Source organism: Caballeronia sp. J97, from assembly GCF_905220305.1.
Classification (GTDB): Bacteria; Pseudomonadota; Gammaproteobacteria; order Burkholderiales; family Burkholderiaceae; genus Caballeronia.
Map to the genome: position 1 here is coordinate 71,771 of NZ_CAJMZL010000025.1, position 21,274 is coordinate 93,044.

Consider the following 21,274-nt stretch of genomic DNA (forward strand, 5'->3'; position numbering starts at 1 on the left):
ATCTGTGAGGACATGACATGACGACGCATCAGGAATGGAAACGTCAGGCCGAGCATCTGTCGCTCGACGGTCGCGCGCTTATCGCGGGCGCGCGCTGCAATGCGGCATCGAACGAAACCTTCGGCACGCTGAATCCGTCGACGGGCAAAGTGCTCGCGGAGATCGCGAAGTGCGATGGCAAGGACATCGACCGCGCGGTTGTCGCGGCGCGCGAGGCGTTCGAATCGGGCGTGTGGTCGAAGACGGCGCCATCGCAAAGAAAGGCGGTTTTGCAGCGTCTTGCGCAATTGATCGACGAGAACGCCGAGGAGCTCGCACTGCTCGAAGCGCTCGAAGCGGGCAAGCCGATCAGCGAATGCATGGGGCTCGATATCCCCGAATCGGCGGCGTGCATCCGCTGGCATGCCGAGGTCACCGACAAGCGTTACGACGCGCTGTCGCCATCGGGTTCGAGTGTCGTCAGCATGATCACGCGCGAGCCGATCGGCGTCGTAGGCGCGGTGCTGCCGTGGAACTTTCCGGCGTTGATGCTCGCGTGGAAGATCGGGCCGGCGCTGTCGGTGGGCAATAGCGTCATCGTCAAGCCCGCGGAACAGACGTCGCTGTCGACGTTGCGTATCGCCGATCTCGCGCTCGAAGCGGGCGTGCCGCCCGGCGTGTTCAGCGTGGTGACGGGCTTCGGGGAAAGCGCGGGGCAGGCGCTCGGCACCCATGCGGACGTCGATCTCATCGCGTTCACGGGCTCGACCGAAACCGGCAAGCGCTTCCTGCGCTATTCCGCCGATACGAACATGAAGCGCGTCGTGCTGGAATGCGGTGGCAAGAACCCGCAAGTCGTGTTGCCCGACGTCGCCAATCTCGATGCCGTTGCGGAGCAGGCGGTCGCGGCGGCGTTCTGGAACATGGGCGAGAACTGCAGCGCGGGCTCGCGCATTCTCGTGCATTCGAGCCACAAGGCCGAACTGCTGCAGAAGGTGCAGGCCGTGCTCGAAGGCTGGAAGACCGGCGATCCGCTCGATCCCGATGTCAAGCTCGGCTCGCTGATCGAAGAGGCGCATTACCGCAAGGTGCTCGGCCATATCGAGAAGGCGAAGGCCGAAGGCGCGCGCGTCGCGTGCGGCGGCAACGCGACGCTCACGGAGACGGGCGGCTGGTTCGTCGAGCCGACCATCTTCGATAACGTCACGCCGGACATGAGCATCGCGCGCGACGAAGTCTTCGGCCCGGTCGTGTGCTTTATCGAATATGCTGATGTCGACGAGGCCGTGCGCATCGCGAACGACACATGCTACGGACTCGCGGCATCGCTGTGGACCGACAACGTGAACCAGGCGCACAAGGTCGCCGCGCGCATCCGCGCGGGCACCGTGACCGTGAACTGCTTCGGCGAGGGCGATCTCTCGACACCGTTCGGCGGCTTCAAGCAGTCCGGCTTCGGCGGACGCGACAAGTCGGTCTACGCGCACGACCAATACTGCGAGCTGAAGACGACCTGGCTGAAGCTCGACTAACCATCAGACGAGGCAACATGCGCATTGGCTTCATCGGCACCGGCACGATCACGGAGGCGGTCGTGAACGGCATGATTCGTTTCGATGTGCCTTTCGAGCGCGTCGCGCTGTCGCCGCGCAACGCGCAAACAGCGGCGCGGCTCGCCGCGCGCGACGCGCGTATCGCGGTTGGCGCAAGCAATCAGGACGTGCTCGATTCATCGGATGTCGTGTGTCTCGCGGTCGTGCCGCAGATCGCCGCGGACGTGCTCGGCGAACTGACCTTCGATGCGCGGCATCACGTCATCAGCTTCATCGCGGGGAAGTCGCTCGACGAGATTCGCGCGCTCGTGCGCCGTTCGGCTCGGGTCGTGCGGGCGGTGCCTTTGCCCGCGGTGGCGGCAGGCAAGGGCAGCACGGCGATCTGCCCGCGCGACGACATCGCTCGTACGCTGTTCGCGCCGCTCGGCGAAGCGGTCGAAGTGGACGACGAACACCAGTTCAACGCCTTGTCCGCCGCAACCGCGACGATGGCGGCTTTCTTCGCGCTGCTGGAGGAGCAGGCGTCGTGGCTCGTGAAGCAAGGCGTGCCGTATGCGTCCGCGCGTTCGTTTTTGTCGGGCTATCATGTGGGGCTCGCTCATGAAACGACGCTCGACACAGAGCCTTTCTCGGCGATGGTCGGACACGCGAGCACGCCTCGCGGCCTCAACGAGCAGCTCAACCGCGAGCTGTCGGAGCGCGGTACCTACGCGCACTACGCGCAAGCGCTCGACGCCATCATGCGCCGGGTGCAAGGGCGCGAATGAGCACGCGGCACACGAGAACAAGCGATAATCGCGAGCCCCTGGAAGGTGATGCACATGCAGAAGAAACAGCAGTTCGCGGACAGGCTTCTCGCCCAGATGCCATCGCTGCGCGCGCTCCGGTGCTTCGTCACCGCCGCGCGTTACGAAAGCTTCACGCAGGCCGCGGAAGTGCTGTGCGTCACGCAGGCGGCCGTGAGCCGGCAGATCAAGGAGCTGGAAGACACGCTCGAAGTCGCGCTCTTCGAGCGCACCGGCAGACACATCGCGCTGACCGACGCGGGGCGCATTCTGTACAACGCGTCGTATCTCTCGATCATGAACATCGCGGAGGCGGCGCAGGCGGTGCGGCGCGTCGATCGTCAGGCGCTGACGCTCTGCGTCACGCATACGTTCTCGGCGCTCTGGCTCTCGTTCAGGCTGCCCGCGTTTCGCCAGCGGTTTCCGAATATCCGCCTGCATGTGATGGTGACCGAGCACTTCATGGAGCTCGACGATCTGATGGAGCCGGATGTCATCATCACGAAAAATCCGCCGCGCGACGCGGAATATGAAGTCGAGCCGCTCTTTCACGATGTCGTCTATCCGGTGTGCAGCGCGCCGTTCTACGAGCGCTATTTTCACGGGCGCGCATTGAAGCCGCTCGATCTGCTCGCGCATCCCACGCTGAGCCTGTCGCTGCTCGGGCGCGCGCAAGTGTGCGAACACGTCGACTGGCGCGTGTGGAAAAACTGGTATCAGCAGGGCGACGGTTCCGAACGCCTCGATCAGCACGACAACCTCGAAAGCAACGACTATCGCCTGCTCGTCGCGCAGGCCGAAGCCGGCGAGGGCACCTTGCTCGGCTGGCATCATCTCGTGCATCGTCAGGTCGAGCAGAAAAAGCTGGTTCGCCCCGTCGACGATGCGCTCGTGTTCCACGACCGGCATCACTACGTAAGCACGCATCGCAACGCGAAATCGCGGCCGGAATACATTCTGTTTCGCCAATGGCTCGACGAGGAGATCGGCGCGATGATGCAGGGATGGCCCGCGGCCGAATCGAAAGCGATCGTATGAGCGCCGAGCCCCGCATGAAGCCGGCAATCGAAAAGACGAAAGGCTATCGGCGGCTCATTCCGTCGGTGACCGCGCTGGTCGAGTTCGAAGCCGTCGCGCGGCTCGGCAGCTTCACGCTCGCGGCCCACGAACTGGGCGTCACGCAAGCCGCGGTGAGCCGGCAGGTCCGGTTCCTCGAAGAAACGCTCGGCACGCGGCTCTTTCGCCGTCTGCATCGCGCGATCGAGCTGACCGACGAAGGCGACGCGCTATACCGTGTCGTCGCCGAATCGATGCAGAAAATCGCGAGCGTGTTCGATCGCCTCGCGCGTGGACCCGTGCAGCAGGAACTCGTGCTCGCGGCGACCTCCGCGTTCTCGCACTTCTGTCTGCTGCCGCGGCTCGCGTCGCTGAAGGCCGCGCAGCCCGATCTGCAACTGCGCCTCGCCACGCAGATGTTCACGGCGGATCTGCGGCACAAGGAAATCGACGTCGCCGTGCGCTTCGGCAACGGCCTGTGGCCGGACGGCACCGCGACCTTGCTGTTCGACGAAGAAGTCTTTCCGGTCTGTTCGCCGTCGTGGCTCGCGGCGCGGCCCGCGCCGGCAACGCTCGAAGAACTGGCGGGGGCCGTGCTCGTCGAGTCGGATTCGACGTCCGAAGGCTGGATGGGCTGGGAAGCATGGTTCCAGGCCCTCGGCGTGCGGCCGATGCGCCTGAATTACGCGCTGCGTTGCAGCCTCTACACCGACGCGATCCAGGCGGCGCGTTACGGCCAGGGCGTGGCGCTCGGCTGGGGCCGGCTCGTGCGCGATTTCATCGGGAGCGGAGAGCTCGTCAGGCTGGAGGTCGGATCGTTCAAGCCGACCGATTCCTACTTCGCCGTGGTGCCGCACGGCCGCGCCTTCACGCCCGCGATCGGCGGTCTGATCGAATGGCTGCGCGCGGGCGCGCTCGCATAACCCAAAGTCATTCGACATCGAAAATAAAGCGCATTGACGCTATTTTCCAGCGATTCGATACTCGGAACATTGCAGGACCATTCCAGGTCCGGATGCCCCTGAACGCTGGAGAGCGACGATGTCCGAAGTGCAAGTCAAGACGCATGGCGAACTGATCCGCAGCCGCGAGCCCGGCCATGGATTGCCCGGTGAGTTGTTCGGGCGGCAGGACGTGTTCGAGAAGGACGTCGAGGTTTTCTTCCAGAAGCACTGGATTCTGGTCGGCGTGACAGCGGACGTGCCGGAGTCGGGCGATGTCTCGACCGTCGATATCGGCCGGGCGTCGATCATCATCGTTCGCGACGACGACGAGAACATCCGCACCTATCGCAACGTCTGCCGCCATCGCGGCGCGCGCCTGAAGGAGCCGGGGAAATCGACCGTCGGCATGCTGGTATGCCCGTATCACCAGTGGACTTACGATCTCGACGGCAGCCTGCGCCACGCCGCCCACATGGGCAAGGATTTCGACGCGACGTGCAGAAGCCTGTTGCCGGTTCATACGCGCATCGTCGGCACGCATATTTTCGTGTGTCTCGCCGATACGCCGCCGCCGGACATCGCCCGGCTCGAAGACACGATGGCGCCGCGCTTCGCCCCTTACGACCTGCGCAACACGAAGATCGCGTTCGAGTCGGAGATCGTCGAGAACGGCAACTGGAAGCTCGTGATCGAGAACAATCGCGAGTGCTATCACTGCGCCGCGACGCATCCCGAACTGACCGCGTCGTTTTTGCCCGAGGATTTCGGCTTCTGTCCCGAGAACCTCAGCGAGGAATCGCTGCGCGAGCTCGCGGCCTACAAATCGCGTAATGCCGCATGTCAGGCGAGCTGGGAGCAAGACGGCTTCACGAGCGCGACCGTCGAATGGCTGGACGAAGACGCCGTCACGCAGTTCAGAACGCAGCAACTCGTGATCGCAGGCCACGGCGAATCGCAGACCATGAGCACGAAGGTCGCGAGCGAAAAGCTGCTGGGCAAGCTGCAGCGGCGCGATCTCGGCGACACGCATCTGTGGACGCACAACTCATGGACGCACGTGATGAGCGACCATGCGGTGATTTCGTACATCATTCCGCTCGCGCCGGACAAAACGCTCGTGCGTTCGAAATGGCTCGTGCACGCGGATGCGGTCGAAGGCGTCGATTATCAGCTTCAGGATCTGACCGAAGTGTGGGTCGCGACGAACGCGCAGGACAAGCATCTCGTCGAAATCACTCACGAGGGCACACAGGACCCGGCATTCCGGCCGGCCGTGTTCTCGCCGTTCACGGAAAGCTATGTGGAGCAGTTCTCGCGCTGGTACTCGGCTCGCCTGAGCGCGCACGGCGTCTGAAAGGCGGTGCGCGCCGCTCAGTGATCGGTCACGAACGTCGGGTGACGCGTGCGGATTTCGTCCACCTGGCTCAGCGTGCCTGACAGATGCTTGCGCAACGCGGCATCGGCGGCATCGGCATCGCCTTTCTCGATGGCATCGACGATCGCGGTGTGATCGCGCACTACCGCCAGCGTCTTGCCATCGACCGGCAGATGCAACCGGCGCAAACGGTCGATATGGCCGCTCAGTCGACGCACCAGATCCCAAAGCTGCGGCACGCCCGCAGCCTCATACATCTGCCGGTGAAACGCCTGATCGAGCGATGAAAACTGCTCGACATCCTCCGGATTCATCCATTCCATCTGCTCCGCGATCGTCGCGCGCAGCCGCGCGACCAGCGACGCCTTGTGGTCCCGGGCGAGCGTGCGCACCACTTCCAGTTCGATCGAACGGCGCAGAAAGTGCGCCTGCATCGCCGACGCCACGTTGATCTGGCTCACGACCGTTGCGTGCTGCGGAAAGATGTCGACGAGTCCTTCCTCGCCGAGCTTCATCAGCGCGTCGCGCACGGGCGTCTGACTGAGGCCGTAACGCGTCGCGAGTTCGGCGCGCGACAAGACCGTGCCGGGCGCCAGTTCGAGCGACAGGATCATTTCGCGCAGCCGCTCGAAGACTTGCGGCGCGGCGTGTCGAGAGCGGTCGAGACGATGGATCGATGCGGAAGCGGCGTTTTTCATGTCAAGCGGATGGCGATTGGCAACTGAAACATTAGTACTATAGCCGCGCGACGGTCCGAACGGCGGCCCGGTATGGAAATGGCGGATCAGCGTTAACCCGACTGACGCACTAATATATTAGTGCTTTACCATGCGGCTATTCCTCGCTACTTCCGGACATCCGACATGACCCGCGATATCGCCATTACCCACGTTCGAATCACGCCGATCGCTTTCCGCGACGGCCCGTTGCTCAACGCGGCGGGCATCCACGAGCCGTGGGCGCTGCGTGCGATCGTCGAACTGGAGACGAACGACGGGCGCGTCGGCATTTCGGAGACATACGGCGACGAGCCGATGCTGCGCGTGCTCGATCAGGCGAAAGACCTCGTGATCGGCCTGTCGCCGTTCGATCTGAACCAGATGGAAGAGCGCGTGCGCGCGACCATCAAGGCGACGCCCGGCGCCGTCGAATTCGAGTTGGCGCCCGGCTCGCACGCCGCGAAGAATGCGCCGAAGGTCATCAGCACGCTCGAAGTGGCGATGCTCGATCTGCAAGGCCAGATCGTCGGCGCGCCGGTCGTCGATCTGCTGGGCGGCAAGGTGCGCGACGCGGTGCCGTACAGCGCATATCTGTTCTTCAAGTACGCCGAGCACATCGACACGCCGTACGCACCGGACGCGTGGGGCGAGGGCATCAGCCCGGAGCAGATCGTCGCGCAGGCGCGGCGCATGATCGACCTGTACGGTTTCCAGAGCATCAAGCTGAAGGGCGGCGTGTTCGAGCCGGCGCATGAAATCGCGTGCATGCAGGCGCTCGCGAAGGCGTTCCCCGGCATGCCGCTGCGTCTCGATCCGAATGCGAACTGGACGCTCGAAACCAGCATCAAGGCTGCGCCGCAACTCGACGAAATTCTCGAATACTACGAAGATCCGTGCCCCGGCCTCGGAGGCATGGCCGAACTGCAGAAACATACGAAGCTGCCGCTCGCGACCAACATGGTCATCACGACGATGGACGACTTCCGTCGCGGCTGCAACATGGGCTCGATCAAGGTGCTGCTCTCCGATCACCACTACTGGGGCGGCCTGCGTGCGACGCAGACGCTCGCGCGCATGGCGAAGCTCTGGGGCTTCGGCATGTCGATGCATTCGAACTCGCATCTCGGCATCAGCCTGATGGCGATGACGCATGTCGCGGCCAGCGTGCCGAACCTCACCTATGCGTGCGACACGCATTACCCGTGGCAGGAAGAGGAGGTCATCAAGGGCGGCCGCGTGGCGTTCGACAACGGCGCGGTGCGCGTGCCGACGACGCCGGGTCTGGGCGTCGAGCTCGATCGCGAGAAGCTCGCCGAATTGCACGAACAATACAAGACGTGCGGCGTGCGCAATCGCGACGACCTCTCGCAGATGCGCAAGTATCAGCCGGACTTCACCGGCAAGAATCCGCGTTTCTAAGCTCAAAAAATATACGCAGCGCCCCATTCAGGAGACGAATCATGAGCAGTTCCAGCGCGCTGTCGAGCGCCGTTCGCAAGATCAAGTGGCATGTGCTGCCGCTTTTCGTCGTGATGTTCATCGTCAATTACATCGACCGGGTGAACATCGGTTTCGTGCGGCAGCATCTGAGCGCGGATCTCGGCATCGGCGCGGCGGCCTACGGGCTCGGCGCGGGTCTGTTCTTCGTGAGCTACGCGGTGTTCGAAGTGCCGTCGAACATGCTGATGCAGCGCTTCGGCGCGAAGGCGTGGCTCACGCGCATCATGATCACGTGGGGACTCGCGGCGGTGGGCATGGCTTTCGTGCGGGGCGAGACTTCGTTCTATGCGATGCGTCTCGTGCTCGGCGCGGCCGAAGCGGGCTTCTTTCCGGGCGTCGTGTTCTATTTCACCCAATGGCTGCCGCGCGATGAACGCGGCAAGGCGATGGCCGTCTTTCTGAGCGGCTCGGCGCTCGCGTCGGTGTTCTCGGGCCCGATCTCGGGCGGGCTGATGCTGATCGAAGGCGCGGGCCTGCATGGCTGGCAGTGGATGTTCATCATCGAAGGCATGGCGTCGGTCGTGCTCGCGGGCTTCGTGTGGTTCTGGCTCGACTCGAAGCCGCGCGACGCGAAGTGGCTCTCGCGCGCCGAGCAGGATGCGATCGTCACGGAGATCGAGGATGAGCAGCGCCGCCGCGATGCGGTGCATGCGAAAAAGCCGTCGTCATGGAGTCTCTTGCGCGACCCGCAGATACTGATCTTTTGCCTGATCTATTTCTCGGTCTCGCTGACGATCTACGGCGCGACCTTCTGGTTGCCGAGCATCATCCGCAAGATGGGGCATCTGAACGACTTCCAGGTCGGCCTGTTCAATTCGATTCCGTGGCTCATTTCCATTGTCGCGATGTATCTGTTCGCGGCGCTCGCGGCGCGCTTCAAGTTTCAGCAGGCGTGGGTCGCGTGCGTTCTGCTGATCGCGGCGCTCGGCATGTACGCCGCGGGGCTCGGCAGCCCGGTCTTTTCGTTCATCGCGATCTGCTTTGCGGCGATCGGCTTCAAGGCTGCTTCGTCGCTGTTCTGGCCGATTCCGCAAGGCTATCTCGATGCGCGCATCGCGGCGCCCGTGCTCGCGTTGATCAATTCGATCGGCAACCTCGGCGGTTTCGTCGCGCCGGCCACGTTCGGTTTTCTGGAACAAAAGACGGGTTCGATTCAAGGCGGATTGACGGGTCTCGCGGTGATGTCGGTCCTGGCCGCCGGGATCGTGTTCGTCGCCCGCATGGCGCCGCGCGAAGGGCGCGCCGCGCCGACGCTGCAGCCGGGCGTGCATAAGTAAGGGAGACATTAAAACCGCGCTGCGTCCCGGAGGCCGTGACGCCTCGGCCGCTTTGCAGCGCCGCTGAGATGAAGGGGAAATCGCGTTATCGTTCTCGTTCCGGCACGGCAACGCGCCCGCAAGCGTGATTCCGCATCGTGCGCGGCGGCACGGGACTTGCGCTTTGCGTGTACCCACTTCAACAGGAGGCGTCATGAGTATCTTTTCCAATATCCTGAACAAGATCTTCCATCACGACAGCGCACCGGCGGCGGGCACGAGCGCGAGCCCGGCTCAACCGGCAGCGCCCGACGCCGCGCCGGCAGCGTCGACCGCCGCACCCGCGCAGCCCGCCGCGCCGATGAAGGAAGTGGATGTCGAAGCGGTGTTGACGCAGATGCAGGCGAGCCACGGCGAACAACTCAACTGGCGCACGTCCATCGTCGACCTGATGAAGCTGCTCGGCCTCGACAGCAGCTTGTCGGCGCGCAAGGAACTGGCTTCGGAACTGAATTACTCGGGCAACACTGAAGATTCGGCCGCGATGAACATCTGGCTTCACAAGCAAGTCATGCAGAAGCTGGCCGAAAACGGCGGAAAGGTGCCGGACGATCTGAAGTAAGGGCGGTTTCGTCAGATGGAAGACGCGCGCGATGCGCTGGCCGGTGTGCGTCTTTCGATTAACCAGTTGTTCGTCGCGTGAATTGATTAGGATGCCGAAATGAATGACGCGACGCGCCCGGATGCTGGCATGCGGGCTGCTGATGTCGAGGCGTATCACGCTGTCCGACTACCGCCGCGCCGGAGAAGCTACGATGACAATCCAGAGAAAAATCGCCAACTGGCGCAGGATCGGCCATTTCTGCACGAGAAGGCTCGTCGACTATGGCGAACTGATTCCCATCGAACTCGCGGAAACCAAGAAGCGCGTGCTGCATGAGGTGGTCGCGCTCGTCGCGCTCACGATCGGCGCGCTGTTCACGCTGTCATTCGTGTCGATCGCGGTGATCGTGACAGCCGTCGGCACGCCGTATCTGGTGTTGACGGCGTGGTGCGTCGCGGGTGCGTGGCTCGCGGTCGCGCTCATCGCCGTCATCGTGATGATGTCGCGCAAACCGTCCGAGCCGTTTCAGTTGCTGCGCGAGGCGTTGCGTCAAGATGTGGATGCAATCAGGGAGGCCGCGCAATGAAACATGCCGAAGCCGAGAAAGCCGTGCTTGCGCGCATGGCGGAATCTCGCAGGGAACTGATCGCCGCGCACATTGCGAACGAACCCGTTCGCGTCACACGCGCGCCGCGAACGCTGCCGGCGGCCACGCGACCTGCGCCGTGGTTCCTGCGTTCGCCGAATGCGGAGTTGATCGCGCTCGCGCTCGTCGGCGGCGCCATTCTCGGCGTTCGACGCACGGTGCAAACAGCGGTGGGCGCGGGATTGAGCGCGTCGACGCATCGGGCGTTCGCCGATTTGCTCGACGCGCTGCGCGCATGACCGATCAGGGTGGCGGCACGTTGGCGCTCAACGCCGCGCTCGCTGCTTTTTCGGCTTGCGCGGCGGCGTCAGCGCGGCCGACCAGAGTGTCGACGCTTGCCGCTTCGCCTGCGCGGTGGCGCGGCCTCGCGTCGACCCGATGATCGCATTCGCACCGGAAAGCCACATGCTGAGGAACGGATTCTTCTTCACCCATGGGTTTTTCATGGCGGCTCCGGAAAACGTCGGGCGGTTCAATGCAGGCGCATCGTGTTGTCGCCCGCATCCTTCGGGATCTTCGCTTCCAGTCGTTCCTTGCGCTCGATCATCTTGAAACCCAGCGCATTCAGATCGGCGCCGGACTTCCGCAGTTTCGGGAACAGATCCGACTCCTCTTCGTCGATGTGGTGACGGACCATCTCGCTCAACACCTTGAAGGTCGCGTCGAATCCTTTGTCGCCCGCTTTCAGCGTGGTGAATTTGTCGATCAATACCTTCACGAGAAAGTGCTCGACATAAGCCTCTTCGACATCGGGCCGATCGTCTTCATCCAAAGCCTCCTGCGCGGCCGGATAGAGCAGCTCTTCTTCGATCATTGCATGAACGGTCAGCTCTTCGCAGGCGCGTCGCACGAGCGCGGTTTTGGCGTCGAGGTCGTCATTCTGCGTTTTATCGAATGCATCGAAGAGTTTTTGCACGGCGCGATGATCCTCCGTCAACACCTGAATCGCGTCCGGGCCTCGGGCGGCGCGTGAAGCGGCGTTCGTCGTCTGGGTGGTGGCTTGGCGCGGCATCGTGTGCTCCTTGTCGGGAAGTGGATGGTCCCGTTGCACAGCAAAGCGCGGACCCACGAAGCATGGATCGGCCAACACCCGCCTCCGAACTTTCCCTATGTCACGATCCTAACAAGAATGCTTTAAACTGAGATCAACCTATCAAAAACTGTTGTGCGTCGCACAAGACGCCGGCACACCGATCTCATGCTGGAAACTGCATCGAAGTCCATCGTCGCGTGGCCCGGAAAGACTCAGGCTCACAGCGCCCGCAATCCCGGCGTGCCGTTCGATCTCTCGTGGCTCGACGGCCTGCGCGTGAACCAGTCGGCGGTCGCACGCCGCGCCTCGACGCTCGGCACGCGCCGTGCCGTCAAAAAGGACGCGCAGGCGGCGTGGCTGCTGAAGGCCATCACGTGCATCGATCTCACGACGCTCTCCGGCGACGACACCCACGGTCGCGTCGAACGTCTCTGCGCAAAAGCACGCCGTCCGCTGCGCGACGATCTGCTCGCCGCGCTCGGCATGAATCCCGGGTCGATCAAAACGGGCGCGGTGTGCGTGTATCACCGCTACGTCAAGACCGCCGTGAACGCGCTCGAAGGCAGCGGCATTCCGGTCGCAGCCGTTTCGACGGGCTTTCCCGCCGGCCTCAATCCGCACGACCTCAAATTGCGCGAGATCGAGGCATCGGTGAAAGATGGCGCGGCCGAAATCGATATCGTCGTCACGCGCGAGCATGTGCTGACGGGCAACTGGAAAGCGCTCTATGACGAGATGCGCGATTTCCGCGCGGCCTGCGGCGATGCGCATGTAAAGGCGATTCTCGCCACCGGCGATATCCGCACGCTGTCGAATGTCGCGAAGGCGTCGATGATCTGCATGATGGCCGGCGCCGATTTCATCAAGACATCGACGGGCAAGGAGGGTGTCAACGCGACGCTCGACGTGTCGCTCGTGATGGTGCGCATGATCCGCGACTATCTCGCGCGCACCGGCGTCATGATCGGCTTCAAGCCGGCGGGCGGCGTGTCCACCGCTAAATCGGTGCTCGAATATCAGATCCTCATGAAGGAAGAGCTCGGACGCGAATGGCTCGAGCCGGATCTGTTGCGCATCGGCGCATCGAGTCTGCTCGCGGATATCGAACGCCAGCTCGAACATCATGTGAGCGGACGCTATTCGGCGTTCAACCGCCATCCTGTCGCCTGACTCCACGGACTTCAATAGATAGCCTCATGAGCGTTGCCGAATACTTCTCCTCGATGGAATACGGACCCGCACCGGAAGACGATCGCGCCGCGCGCGCATGGCTCGAACAGCATCACGGGCGCTTCGGTCACTTCATCAACGGCGCGTGGCGCGATGGCGACGACGCCGGCCGCTTCGACTCGCGCGAGCCCGCGACGGGCCGCGTGCTCGCCTCCATCGCACAAGGCGCGCAAGCCGATGTCGATGCCGCCGTTCAAGCCGCGCACGATGCGCTCGAAGGCTGGCAAGCGCTCGGCGGAGCGGGGCGCGCGCGTCATCTGTATGCGCTCTCGCGCATGGTGCAACGGCACAGCCGCCTGCTCGCCGTGCTCGAATCGCTCGACAACGGCAAGCCGATCCGCGAGTCGCGCGACATCGACATACCCCTCGTGGCAAGGCACTTTCTGCATCACGCGGGTTGGGCGCAGTTGCAGGACAAGGAGTTTGCGGACTGGGCGCCGCTCGGCGTCATCGGTCAGATCGTGCCGTGGAATTTTCCGCTGCTGATGCTCGCATGGAAGATCGCGCCCGCGCTCGCGCTCGGCAATACCGTCGTGTTGAAGCCCGCTGAATTCACGTCATTGACCGCGCTGCTGTTTGCGGAGCTGGCGCATCGCGCGGGTCTTCCCAAGGGCGTGCTCAATGTCGTCACCGGCGATGGCGGCACGGGCGCGGCGCTCGTCGAGCACTCGCGCGTCGCGAAGATCGCGTTCACGGGATCGACCGAAGTGGGCCGCCAGATTCGCGCGAGCACGGCGGGCTCGGGCAAGTCGCTCACGCTCGAACTCGGCGGCAAGTCGCCGTTCATCGTGTTCGACGATGCCGATCTCGACAGCGCGGTCGAAGGCGTCGTCGATGCGATCTGGTTCAACCAGGGACAAGTCTGTTGCGCGGGCTCGCGTCTGCTCGTGCAGGAAGGCATCGAAGCGCGCTTTGTCGAGAAGCTCAAGCGCCGCATGGACACGCTGCGCGTCGGGACGTCGCTCGACAAGGGCATCGACATGAGCGCCGTTGTCGACGATATCCAGCTCGAACGCATTCGCGCGCTCGTCGACAAGGGCGAGAGCGAAGGCTGCGAGATCTATCGATCGCCGCGCGCCACGTTGCCCGAGAACGGCGCGTTCTTTCCGCCGACGCTCGTCACGAACGTCGCGCCCGCGTCGACGCTCGCGCAGGAAGAGATCTTCGGCCCCGTGCTCGTGACGATGAGCTTCCGCACGCCGGAAGAAGCCGTCGCGCTCGCGAACAACACACGTTACGGCCTGGCCGCGAGCGTGTGGAGCGAGAACATCAGCCGCGCGCTCGATGTCGCGCCGCGCCTGCAATGCGGCGTCGTGTGGATCAACGCGACCAATCTCTTCGATGCGGCCGTCGGCTTCGGCGGATATCGCGAGTCGGGCTTCGGCCGCGAAGGCGGACGCGAGGGCATTTACGAATACCTGAAGCCGCGCGCCTGGGCCAGGCTACCGGTTCGCGGCGAATCGAAACCTTTGCAGGCGCAACCGGATTCTCTCGTCGATGCGGGCAATGTCAGCGCGCTCGATCGCACGGCGAAGCTCTTTATCGGCGGCAAGCAGGCGCGTCCCGACAGCGGATATTCGCGGCTCGTGCGTTCGCCCGCTGGCGATATCGTCGGTGAAGCGGGCGAGGGCAATCGCAAGGACATCCGCAATGCGGTGGCGGCCGCGCGCGGCATGACGAAATGGTCGTCGGCGAGTGCGCACAACCGCGCGCAGGTGCTGTATTACCTCGCGGAGAACCTGAGCGCGCGTGCCGACGAGTTCGCGAGGCAACTCGTCGCGCGTGCCGGTTCGAGCGAGCGCGACGCGAAGCGCGAAGTCGATGCATCGATTGCGCGTTTCTTCACTTATGCCGCATGGGCCGACAAGTACGACGGCGCCGTGCATGCGCCGCCGCTGCATGGCGTCGCGCTCGCGATGCATGAGGCGCTCGGCGTGATCGGCATCGTGTGTCCGGACGAAGCGCCTTTGCTCGGCTTCGTGTCGCTCGTCGCGCCCGCGCTCGCGCTGGGCAATCGCGTCGTCGTCGTGCCGAGCGAAACGTGTCCGCTGATGGCGACGGACTTCTATCAGGTCGTCGAGACGTCGGATGTGCCGGGCGGCGCGCTGAACATCGTCACGGGCGATGCGCGCTCGCTGGCCCAGACGCTTGCGCAACACGACGACGTCGATGCGCTCTGGTGCTTCCACGGCGCATCGATCTCCGCGATGGCCGAGCGCGAGTCGATCGGCAACCTGAAGCGCACGTTCGTCGATCAGGGCCGCGTGTTCGACTGGCACGATGCCGCGAGCGAAGGGCTGCCGTTCCTTCGTCAGGCGGTTCAGGTGAAGAACATCTGGGTTCCGTACGGAGACTGATTCAAAGAATCGACCGGGCGCAGATCTCGATACGAGACGCGCTCATGCATGGAGGAGACGCTGTGCTGAAGAACATCGATCCGCTCTTGAACGCCGATATCCTGTACGCGCTCGCCGCGATGGGTCACGGCGACGAAGTGGTGATCTGCGACGCTCATTTCCCCGCCGATTCGATCGGGCGGAAAACGGTGCTGGGCCGTGTCCTGCGCATGGACGGCGTGAGCGCGCCGCGTGCGGTGCGCGCCGTGCTGTCGGTGCTGCCGCTCGATACATTCGTCGACGATCCCGCCGGCCGCATGGAAATAGTGGGCGATGCAACCAAGTTGCCTGCAGTGCAGCGCGAGGCACAACGCGAAGTGGACGATGCGGAGGGCCGCGAGTTGCCGTTCGCGCCGGTCGAACGTTTCGCGTTCTACGAGCGCGCGAAGCAAGCCTATTGCGTGATCGCGACGGGTGAAGCGCGCGGCTACGGATGCTTCATCTTCAAGAAGGGCGTGCAACTCGCGCCCGACGCGCCCGAGGCGGCGCATGGAGGCACGCGATGAAGAGCGTCGTCATTCTCGGCATCTATGTGACGGACCTCGCGTTTCGCGCGCAACGCATGCCGCTGCTCGGCGAGACGGTCGCGGGCTCCGCGTTCAAGATGGGGCCTGGCGGCAAGGGCTCGAATCAGGCGGTGGCGGCCGCGCGCGCGGGCGCCGACGTGATCTTCTGCACGCGCATCGGCGCGGACGCGTTCGGCGATATCGCGCAGGCGACGTGGACGAGCGAAGGCATCACGTCGCGCGCAACCGTAATGAGCGACGTCGCGACGGGCGCCGCGCATATTTACATCGATGAAAACACGGGCGGCAACGCGATCATCGTCGCGGCGGGCGCGGCGGGCACGCTCGCGCCCGAAGACGTCGATGCGATCGAAGACGACATCGCGCGCGCCGGTGTCTTCGTCACGCAGCTCGAACAACCGATTCCGGCCGCGCGCCGTGGACTCGAACTCGCGCGCAAGCATGGCGTGACGACCGTCTTCAATCCCGCGCCGGCGTTGCCGCTTCCCGACGATATCTATCCGTTGTGCGACTACATCACGCCGAACGAAACCGAAGCGACCGCGCTGACGGGCGTGGCCATCGCCAACGTCGACGATGCACGCCGCGCCGCCGATATGCTGTTGAAGAAGGGCGCGCGCGCCGTGATCGTCACGCTCGGCGAAGCGGGCGCGCTCTTGCATACGCCGAATGAATCGACGCTCGTGCCGGCATTCGATTGCGGCCGCGTCGTCGAGACGGCGGGCGCGGGCGATGGCTTCACCGGCGGTTTCGCGGCCGCGCTCGCACGCGGCGAAAGCCCCACCGATGCAGTGCGTTTCGGCTGTGCGCTGGCGAGCATCTCGGTGACGCGTGCGGGCACCGCGCCGTCGATGCCGCGTCTCGATGAAATCAACGCGCTGCTAGCGGAAAGGAGCGTCACGCAATGAAAGCGTCGAAGTGGCTCGCTGATCGCCAGTTCAATTTCCTGATCGGCGTGAACGTGCTCGTCGTGATCGTCGCGACGTGGATGTCGCACGGACAGTTCCTCGACATCGACAATCTTCAGTCGATGGGCGGCCAGTTGCCCGAGCTCGGCCTGCTCGCGCTCGGCATCATGTTGTCGATGGTGTCTGGCAACGGCGGCATCGACCTGTCGGGCGTCGGGCTTGCGAACCTCTCCGGCATGGTCGCGGCGATGCTGCTGCCGCATATGGTCTCCGCCGACGATTCGCCCGCGCTCTACACGGCGGTGTTCGTCTGCATCGTCGTGGCGATGGGCGCGATCGGCGGCTTGCTGAACGGCGTCGTGATCGCGAAGCTGAAGCTCACGCCCATTCTCTGCACGCTCGGCACGCAGTTGCTGTTCACCGGCATCGCGGTCGTGTTGAGCAACGGCGCATCGGTGCGCGTGGAATACGTCGATCCGCTGTCGAATATCGGCAACGGCACCTTCCTGCAAGTGCCCATTTCGCTTTGGATCTTCATCGCAGCGGTCCTGCTGCTCGGCTGGATCCTGAAGCGCACGCCGTTCGGCCTGCGTCTCTATCTGATGGGCACGAACCCGAAAGCCGCGTTCTACGCGGGCATTCCGCGCGCGCGCATGCTGATCCTCACGTACGGCATGTGCGGCGTGATGGCATCGCTCGCGGGTCTCATCAGCGCAACGCATACGTCGAGCGCGAAGTGGGACTACGGCAATTCGTACCTGCTGATCGCGATCCTGATCGCCGTGATGGGTGGCGTGAATCCGGCAGGCGGGTATGGACGCATCGTCTGCGTGTTTCTCGCCGCGACGGTGCTGCAGTTTCTGTCGAGCCTCTTCAATCTGCTCGGCGTATCGCAGTTTTTCGGCGATTGCGCGTGGGGCTTTCTGTTGCTCGCATCGCTCGCATTCGCGGGTGGCGATCGCGTACGCGCGATCTTCGGCATCGGCGGGGCCGCGCCCAAGAGCAATATTCCACCGCCGCCCGCATCGACCGGACGTTAGTGTTGCGTGTGATTTATCAAGACCAATCGATACATAAGGAATAAAGGAGACAGCGCAATGAAGCTCAACAGACTCGGCACCGCGCTCACGGCGATCGCACTCGCGGCAGGCGCGATTGCGGCAGCACAGGCCGCAACGAACGAGACCATCGTGACGGTCGTGAAGGTGACCGGCATCAACTGGTTCAATCGCATGGATGAAGGCGTGAAGGAGTTCGGCAAGGAGAACCCGAACATCAACGCGTATCAGACGGGGCCGGGCCGCGCCGACGCGGCGCAGCAACTGAAGATCATCGAGGATCTGATCGCGAAGAAGGTCACCGCGATCGCCGTCGTGCCCTACGATCCGCCGACGCTCGAACCCGCGCTGAAGAAAGCGATGGATCGCGGCATCAAGGTCGTCACGCATGAAGCGGACAACGCGAAGAACACGATGGTCGACATCGAAGCCTTCGACAACACCGCGTATGGCGCGGGCCTGAACGAGCGTCTCGCGAAGTGCATGGGCCAGCAGGGCAAGTGGGCGGTTCTCGTCGGCTCGCTCGGCTCGCGCTCGCAGGTTCAATGGGCGGATGGCGGCATCGGCAATGCGAAGGCCAAATATCCGAAGATGGATCTGGTCGAGCCGAAGCTCGAAACCAACAACGACGGTGAGCGCGCATATCAGGTCGCGAAGGAAGTGCTGCGCAAGCATCCGGATCTGACCGGCTTCCAGGGCTCGTCGTCGCTCGACGTGATCGGCATCGGCCGCGCGGTCGAAGAAGCGGGCAAGGTCGGCAAGATCTGCGTGTACGGCACGGGCCTGCCGACGGAAGCGGGCAAGTTCCTCGAAAGCGGCGCGATCAACGGCATCGCGTTCTGGGATCCGAAGCTCGCCGGCCTCGCGATGAACAAGGTCGCGCAGATGCTCGTCGACGGCAAGGAAGTGCAGAACGGCGCGGACCTCGGCATCACCGGCTACAACAAGGTGACGGTCACCAAAGGCCCGGGCAAGGGCGTGATCGTGCGCGGTACCGGCTGGGTCGACGTCGACAAGACGAACTACAAGCAATACAACTTCTGATGTTATGCGCGCGGCGCGCTTCTTCCGATGCGCGCCGCATGCCCTGGACAGACATGACCACAACGACACCGCTCCTCGAAGTCGTCGATATCCACAAGCGCTTCACCGGCGTGTATGCGCTGCGTGGCGTGAGCCTCGCATTCGAGCGCGGCCAGATCTATCACTTGCTGGGCGAGAACGGTTGCGGCAAGAGCACGCTCATCAAGATCATTTCGGGCGCGCAGCCGCCCGACGAAGGCGAGCTCGTGATCGAAGGCGTGCGTCACAAGAAGCTGTCGCCCCTCGAATCGCTTTCGGCGGGTATCGAGACGGTGTATCAGGACTTGTCGCTGCTGCCGAACATGAGTGTCGCGGAGAATGTCGCGCTGACGTCGGAACTCGCGGAGCACGCGGGCAAGCTCGCGCGCACGTTCGATCGCCGTGCGCTCGCCCAGACGGCAGCGCGCGCGCTCGAAGCCGTCGGCCTGCCGGGCGACGCGGAGTTTCAGAAGACGCTCATCGAACAACTGCCGCTCGCAACGCGTCAGCTCGTCGCGATCGCGCGTGCGATCGCCAGCGAGGCGAAGTTCGTCATCATGGACGAGCCGACGACATCGCTCACGCAGAAGGAAGTCGACAATCTCATCGCCGTGCTTGCACGTCTGCGCGCGGACGGCGTCGCCGTACTGTTCGTGAGTCACAAGCTCGACGAGTGCTATGCGATCGGCGGCGAAGTGATCGTGTTGCGCGACGGCCAGAAGATGGCGCAAGGGCCGATCGAAAACTACACGAAGGCACAGATCAGCGAGCTCATGACGGGCAAGCATCTGTCGACGGAACGCTATCGCGCGCAAGGGGACGAAGGCGCATCGCAGGTCGTGCTCGATGTGCAGGGACTCGGCAGCAAAGGTCAGTTCGCCGATGTGTCGTTCAAGCTGCACAAGGGCGAGATCCTCGGCGTAACGGGGCTGCTCGATTCGGGCCGCAACGAGCTCGCGCGAGCGCTCGCGGGCGTCGTGCCCGCCGACGTGGGCACCGTGACCCTGGACGGCAACCGCGTGCGTCTGCATTCGCCGGCGGATGCGAAGGCGCAGCGCATCGGCTATGTGCCGGAAGATCGGCTGAACGAAGGCTTGTTCCTCGACAAGCCGATTCGCGACAACGTCGTCACCGCGATGATCGCGAGCCTGCGCGACCGCTTCGGGCAGATCGACCGCAAACGCGCGCAAGCGCTCGCGGAACGCACGGTGAAGGACTTGCAGATCGCGACGCCCGATGTCGACAAGCCGGTGCAATCGCTTTCGGGCGGCAACCAGCAGCGCGTGCTGATCGGCCGCTGGCTCGCCATCGACCCACGCGTGCTGATTCTGCATGGCCCGACGGTCGGCGTCGACGTGGGATCGAAGGACATCATTTATCGCATCATGCAGCGGCTGTCGAAGGAGGGCATCGGCATCATCCTGATCAGCGACGACTTGCCCGAGTTGCTGCAGAACTGCGACCGTATTCTGTTGATGAAGAAAGGCCGCGTCGCGAACGAATATCGCGCGGACCGGTTGAACGAGGCCGATCTTTATCACGCGCTACTTTCAGAGGCAGCATGAGCATGAGCGAATCCATCCGCCGCACGGGAAGCGAGACGATGCCGCAGCAGGTGGCCGAAGTCGCGCCGCGTGTGCGCAAGGGCAATCTGTACGCGCAACTGATGCGCAATCCGGAGTGGTTCACGGTCGGGCTGATCGTGGTGACGTGTCTGGTCGTGGGCAGCATCAACCCGCGCTTCTTTCAGTTCGCCACGCTGTTCGACATGCTGCATTCGGCGACGACGGTCTCGCTCTTCGCGCTCGGCACGCTGGTCGTGCTGGCATCGGGCGGGATCGACGTATCGTTCACGGCCATCGCCGCGTTGACGATGTATTCGATCACCAAGGCCGTCTTCGCGTGGTGGCCCGAGTGTCCGTTCGTGCTGATTCTGCTCGCGGGCGCGCTCGGCGGCGTGGTGCTCGGCGTGATCAACGGGATGCTGGTGCATCGGTTGAAGGCGCCTTCGCTGATCGTCACCATCGGCACGCAGTATCTGTATCGCGGGTTGCTGCTGACTTTCGTCGGCACGCAGTTCTTCATGAACATTCCGCACAGCATGGATACCTTCGGGCGCTTGCCGCTATTTTTCTATCACACGCCGGATGGCTTGCGCGCCGTGTTGCCGGTATCCGTGCTCGCACTCGTGATCGCGGCCGTCGTCACATGGTGGCTGCTCAATCGCACGATGATGGGCCGCGGCGTCTATGCGATGGGCGGCTCGCTCGCGATCGCCGAACGTCTGGGCTACAACCTGCGCGCGATCCATCTGTTCGTATTCGGCTATACCGGCCTGCTGGCGGGCGTCGCGGGCATCCTGCACGTATCGACGAACCGCCTCGCGAATCCGTTCGATCTCGTCGGCACGGAACTCGATGTGATCGCGGCGGTGATTCTCGGCGGCGCGCGCATCACGGGCGGCACGGGCACGGTGGTGGGCACGCTGCTGGGTGTCGTGCTCGTGACGCTCATCAATAGCGTGCTGATTCTCGTCGGCGTGCCGAGCACCTGGCAGAAGGTGATCATCGGCGCCTTCATTCTCGTCGCGGGGACGCTGTTCGCGCTGGGGCGCAAGCAGTAAAGCCTCTTAAAAAGCGGAAC

General features: G+C 63.8%; 21 protein-coding genes. 18 read left to right on the forward strand and 3 right to left on the reverse strand.

Features of this window, described 5'->3' with window-relative positions; translation table 11 throughout:
* Positions 1-17 precede the first annotated feature (17 nt).
* The 5 genes from U4Y90_RS26355 to U4Y90_RS26375 all read left to right on the forward strand — a co-directional run bounded on the left by U4Y90_RS26355 (position 18) and on the right by U4Y90_RS26375 (position 5,671).
* Positions 18-1,511, forward strand: a complete 1,494-nt coding sequence (locus tag U4Y90_RS26355; protein WP_321799027.1) for an aldehyde dehydrogenase — start codon at positions 18-20, stop codon at positions 1,509-1,511.
* Between the two features lie 17 nt (positions 1,512-1,528).
* Positions 1,529-2,299 (forward strand): pyrroline-5-carboxylate reductase, encoded by a 771-nt coding sequence (locus U4Y90_RS26360; protein WP_321799029.1) that lies wholly within the window; start codon positions 1,529-1,531, stop codon positions 2,297-2,299.
* A gap of 54 nt (positions 2,300-2,353) precedes the next feature.
* Complete coding sequence (locus U4Y90_RS26365; protein WP_321799031.1) at positions 2,354-3,355, forward strand: LysR family transcriptional regulator; 1,002 nt, start codon at positions 2,354-2,356, stop codon at positions 3,353-3,355.
* A 14-nt stretch (positions 3,356-3,369) separates the two neighbouring features.
* Positions 3,370-4,296 carry a LysR substrate-binding domain-containing protein gene (locus U4Y90_RS26370; protein WP_321799032.1) on the forward strand — a complete coding sequence of 309 codons (927 nt, stop codon included), beginning with the start codon at positions 3,370-3,372 and terminating at the stop codon, positions 4,294-4,296.
* A gap of 118 nt (positions 4,297-4,414) precedes the next feature.
* Positions 4,415-5,671, forward strand: a complete 1,257-nt coding sequence (locus tag U4Y90_RS26375; protein ID WP_321799034.1) for an aromatic ring-hydroxylating dioxygenase subunit alpha — start codon at positions 4,415-4,417, stop codon at positions 5,669-5,671.
* A 17-nt stretch (positions 5,672-5,688) separates the two neighbouring features.
* On the opposite strand, the gene U4Y90_RS26380 is transcribed toward U4Y90_RS26375, so the two are convergent.
* Positions 5,689-6,390, reverse strand: a complete 702-nt coding sequence (locus U4Y90_RS26380; RefSeq protein WP_321799036.1) for a GntR family transcriptional regulator — start codon at positions 6,388-6,390, stop codon at positions 5,689-5,691.
* Positions 6,391-6,555: 165 nt separating this feature from the next.
* Between U4Y90_RS26380 and U4Y90_RS26385 the strand changes: the two genes are divergently transcribed.
* From U4Y90_RS26385 to U4Y90_RS26405, 5 genes are all read left to right on the forward strand, one after another.
* Positions 6,556-7,830, forward strand: coding sequence for a glucarate dehydratase family protein (locus tag U4Y90_RS26385; protein ID WP_321799037.1), 1,275 nt, complete (start codon positions 6,556-6,558; stop codon positions 7,828-7,830).
* Between the two features lie 41 nt (positions 7,831-7,871).
* Entirely contained in the window at positions 7,872-9,188 is a 1,317-nt protein-coding gene (locus tag U4Y90_RS26390; protein ID WP_321799039.1) for an MFS transporter, read from the forward strand.
* Positions 9,189-9,381: 193 nt separating this feature from the next.
* Positions 9,382-9,789, forward strand: coding sequence for a DUF3597 domain-containing protein (locus U4Y90_RS26395; RefSeq protein ID WP_321799041.1), 408 nt, complete (start codon positions 9,382-9,384; stop codon positions 9,787-9,789).
* Positions 9,790-9,982: 193 nt separating this feature from the next.
* Positions 9,983-10,357 (forward strand): phage holin family protein, encoded by a 375-nt coding sequence (locus tag U4Y90_RS26400; protein ID WP_321799042.1) that lies wholly within the window; start codon positions 9,983-9,985, stop codon positions 10,355-10,357.
* Entirely contained in the window at positions 10,354-10,656 is a 303-nt protein-coding gene (locus U4Y90_RS26405) for a hypothetical protein (protein ID WP_321799044.1), read from the forward strand. Before U4Y90_RS26400 ends, U4Y90_RS26405 begins: the two co-directional genes overlap by 4 nt.
* Before the next feature lie 27 nt (positions 10,657-10,683).
* Here U4Y90_RS26405 and U4Y90_RS26410 read toward each other — a convergent pair whose 3' ends face one another.
* On the reverse strand, positions 10,684-10,863 hold the full coding sequence (locus tag U4Y90_RS26410; RefSeq protein WP_321799046.1) for a hypothetical protein: 180 nt from the start codon (positions 10,861-10,863) through the stop codon (positions 10,684-10,686).
* Positions 10,864-10,889: 26 nt separating this feature from the next.
* On the reverse strand, positions 10,890-11,429 hold the full coding sequence (locus tag U4Y90_RS26415; RefSeq protein ID WP_321799048.1) for a hemerythrin domain-containing protein: 540 nt from the start codon (positions 11,427-11,429) through the stop codon (positions 10,890-10,892).
* Positions 11,430-11,615: 186 nt separating this feature from the next.
* Between U4Y90_RS26415 and deoC the strand changes: the two genes are divergently transcribed.
* The 8 genes from deoC (at position 11,616) to U4Y90_RS26455 (ending at position 21,254) form a co-directional block, all read left to right on the forward strand.
* The gene (gene deoC, locus U4Y90_RS26420; RefSeq protein WP_321799049.1) at positions 11,616-12,620 is read left to right on the forward strand and encodes a deoxyribose-phosphate aldolase; all 1,005 of its coding nucleotides are present in this window, start codon (positions 11,616-11,618) and stop codon (positions 12,618-12,620) included.
* Positions 12,621-12,646: 26 nt separating this feature from the next.
* The gene (locus U4Y90_RS26425) at positions 12,647-15,037 is read left to right on the forward strand and encodes an aldehyde dehydrogenase family protein (protein ID WP_321799051.1); all 2,391 of its coding nucleotides are present in this window, start codon (positions 12,647-12,649) and stop codon (positions 15,035-15,037) included.
* Positions 15,038-15,099: 62 nt separating this feature from the next.
* Positions 15,100-15,582 carry an RbsD/FucU family protein gene (locus U4Y90_RS26430; protein ID WP_321799083.1) on the forward strand — a complete coding sequence of 161 codons (483 nt, stop codon included), beginning with the start codon at positions 15,100-15,102 and terminating at the stop codon, positions 15,580-15,582.
* Positions 15,579-16,511, forward strand: coding sequence for a ribokinase (rbsK, locus tag U4Y90_RS26435; protein ID WP_321799053.1), 933 nt, complete (start codon positions 15,579-15,581; stop codon positions 16,509-16,511). Before U4Y90_RS26430 ends, rbsK begins: the two co-directional genes overlap by 4 nt.
* Entirely contained in the window at positions 16,508-17,551 is a 1,044-nt protein-coding gene (locus U4Y90_RS26440) for an ABC transporter permease (protein WP_321799055.1), read from the forward strand. Before rbsK ends, U4Y90_RS26440 begins: the two co-directional genes overlap by 4 nt.
* A gap of 57 nt (positions 17,552-17,608) precedes the next feature.
* Positions 17,609-18,613, forward strand: a complete 1,005-nt coding sequence (locus U4Y90_RS26445; protein ID WP_321799057.1) for an autoinducer 2 ABC transporter substrate-binding protein — start codon at positions 17,609-17,611, stop codon at positions 18,611-18,613.
* Between the two features lie 53 nt (positions 18,614-18,666).
* Entirely contained in the window at positions 18,667-20,196 is a 1,530-nt protein-coding gene (locus U4Y90_RS26450; RefSeq protein ID WP_321799059.1) for a sugar ABC transporter ATP-binding protein, read from the forward strand.
* Positions 20,193-21,254 (forward strand): ABC transporter permease, encoded by a 1,062-nt coding sequence (locus U4Y90_RS26455; protein WP_321799060.1) that lies wholly within the window; start codon positions 20,193-20,195, stop codon positions 21,252-21,254. Before U4Y90_RS26450 ends, U4Y90_RS26455 begins: the two co-directional genes overlap by 4 nt.
* Positions 21,255-21,274: the final 20 nt, after the last annotated feature.

Bases quoted from the DNA above. Each gene is read 5' to 3' on its own strand.
- U4Y90_RS26355 (WP_321799027.1), top strand. From the start codon at position 18: ATGACGACGCATCAGGAATGGAAACGTCAGGCCGAGCATCTGTCGCTC.
- U4Y90_RS26450 (WP_321799059.1), top strand. From the start codon at position 18,667: ATGACCACAACGACACCGCTCCTCGAAGTCGTCGATATCCACAAGCGC.
- U4Y90_RS26380 (WP_321799036.1), bottom strand. From the start codon at position 6,390: ATGAAAAACGCCGCTTCCGCATCGATCCATCGTCTCGACCGCTCTCGA.
- U4Y90_RS26385 (WP_321799037.1), top strand. From the start codon at position 6,556: ATGACCCGCGATATCGCCATTACCCACGTTCGAATCACGCCGATCGCT.
- U4Y90_RS26445 (WP_321799057.1), top strand. From the start codon at position 17,609: ATGAAGCTCAACAGACTCGGCACCGCGCTCACGGCGATCGCACTCGCG.
- U4Y90_RS26370 (WP_321799032.1), top strand. From the start codon at position 3,370: ATGAAGCCGGCAATCGAAAAGACGAAAGGCTATCGGCGGCTCATTCCG.
- U4Y90_RS26425 (WP_321799051.1), top strand. From the start codon at position 12,647: ATGAGCGTTGCCGAATACTTCTCCTCGATGGAATACGGACCCGCACCG.
- U4Y90_RS26440 (WP_321799055.1), top strand. From the start codon at position 16,508: ATGAAAGCGTCGAAGTGGCTCGCTGATCGCCAGTTCAATTTCCTGATC.
- U4Y90_RS26400 (WP_321799042.1), top strand. From the start codon at position 9,983: ATGACAATCCAGAGAAAAATCGCCAACTGGCGCAGGATCGGCCATTTC.
- U4Y90_RS26410 (WP_321799046.1), bottom strand. From the start codon at position 10,863: ATGAAAAACCCATGGGTGAAGAAGAATCCGTTCCTCAGCATGTGGCTT.
- U4Y90_RS26375 (WP_321799034.1), top strand. From the start codon at position 4,415: ATGTCCGAAGTGCAAGTCAAGACGCATGGCGAACTGATCCGCAGCCGC.
- U4Y90_RS26455 (WP_321799060.1), top strand. From the start codon at position 20,193: ATGAGCATGAGCGAATCCATCCGCCGCACGGGAAGCGAGACGATGCCG.
- U4Y90_RS26360 (WP_321799029.1), top strand. From the start codon at position 1,529: ATGCGCATTGGCTTCATCGGCACCGGCACGATCACGGAGGCGGTCGTG.
- rbsK (WP_321799053.1), top strand. From the start codon at position 15,579: ATGAAGAGCGTCGTCATTCTCGGCATCTATGTGACGGACCTCGCGTTT.
- U4Y90_RS26365 (WP_321799031.1), top strand. From the start codon at position 2,354: ATGCAGAAGAAACAGCAGTTCGCGGACAGGCTTCTCGCCCAGATGCCA.
- U4Y90_RS26390 (WP_321799039.1), top strand. From the start codon at position 7,872: ATGAGCAGTTCCAGCGCGCTGTCGAGCGCCGTTCGCAAGATCAAGTGG.
- U4Y90_RS26395 (WP_321799041.1), top strand. From the start codon at position 9,382: ATGAGTATCTTTTCCAATATCCTGAACAAGATCTTCCATCACGACAGC.
- U4Y90_RS26415 (WP_321799048.1), bottom strand. From the start codon at position 11,429: ATGCCGCGCCAAGCCACCACCCAGACGACGAACGCCGCTTCACGCGCC.
- deoC (WP_321799049.1), top strand. From the start codon at position 11,616: ATGCTGGAAACTGCATCGAAGTCCATCGTCGCGTGGCCCGGAAAGACT.
- U4Y90_RS26405 (WP_321799044.1), top strand. From the start codon at position 10,354: ATGAAACATGCCGAAGCCGAGAAAGCCGTGCTTGCGCGCATGGCGGAA.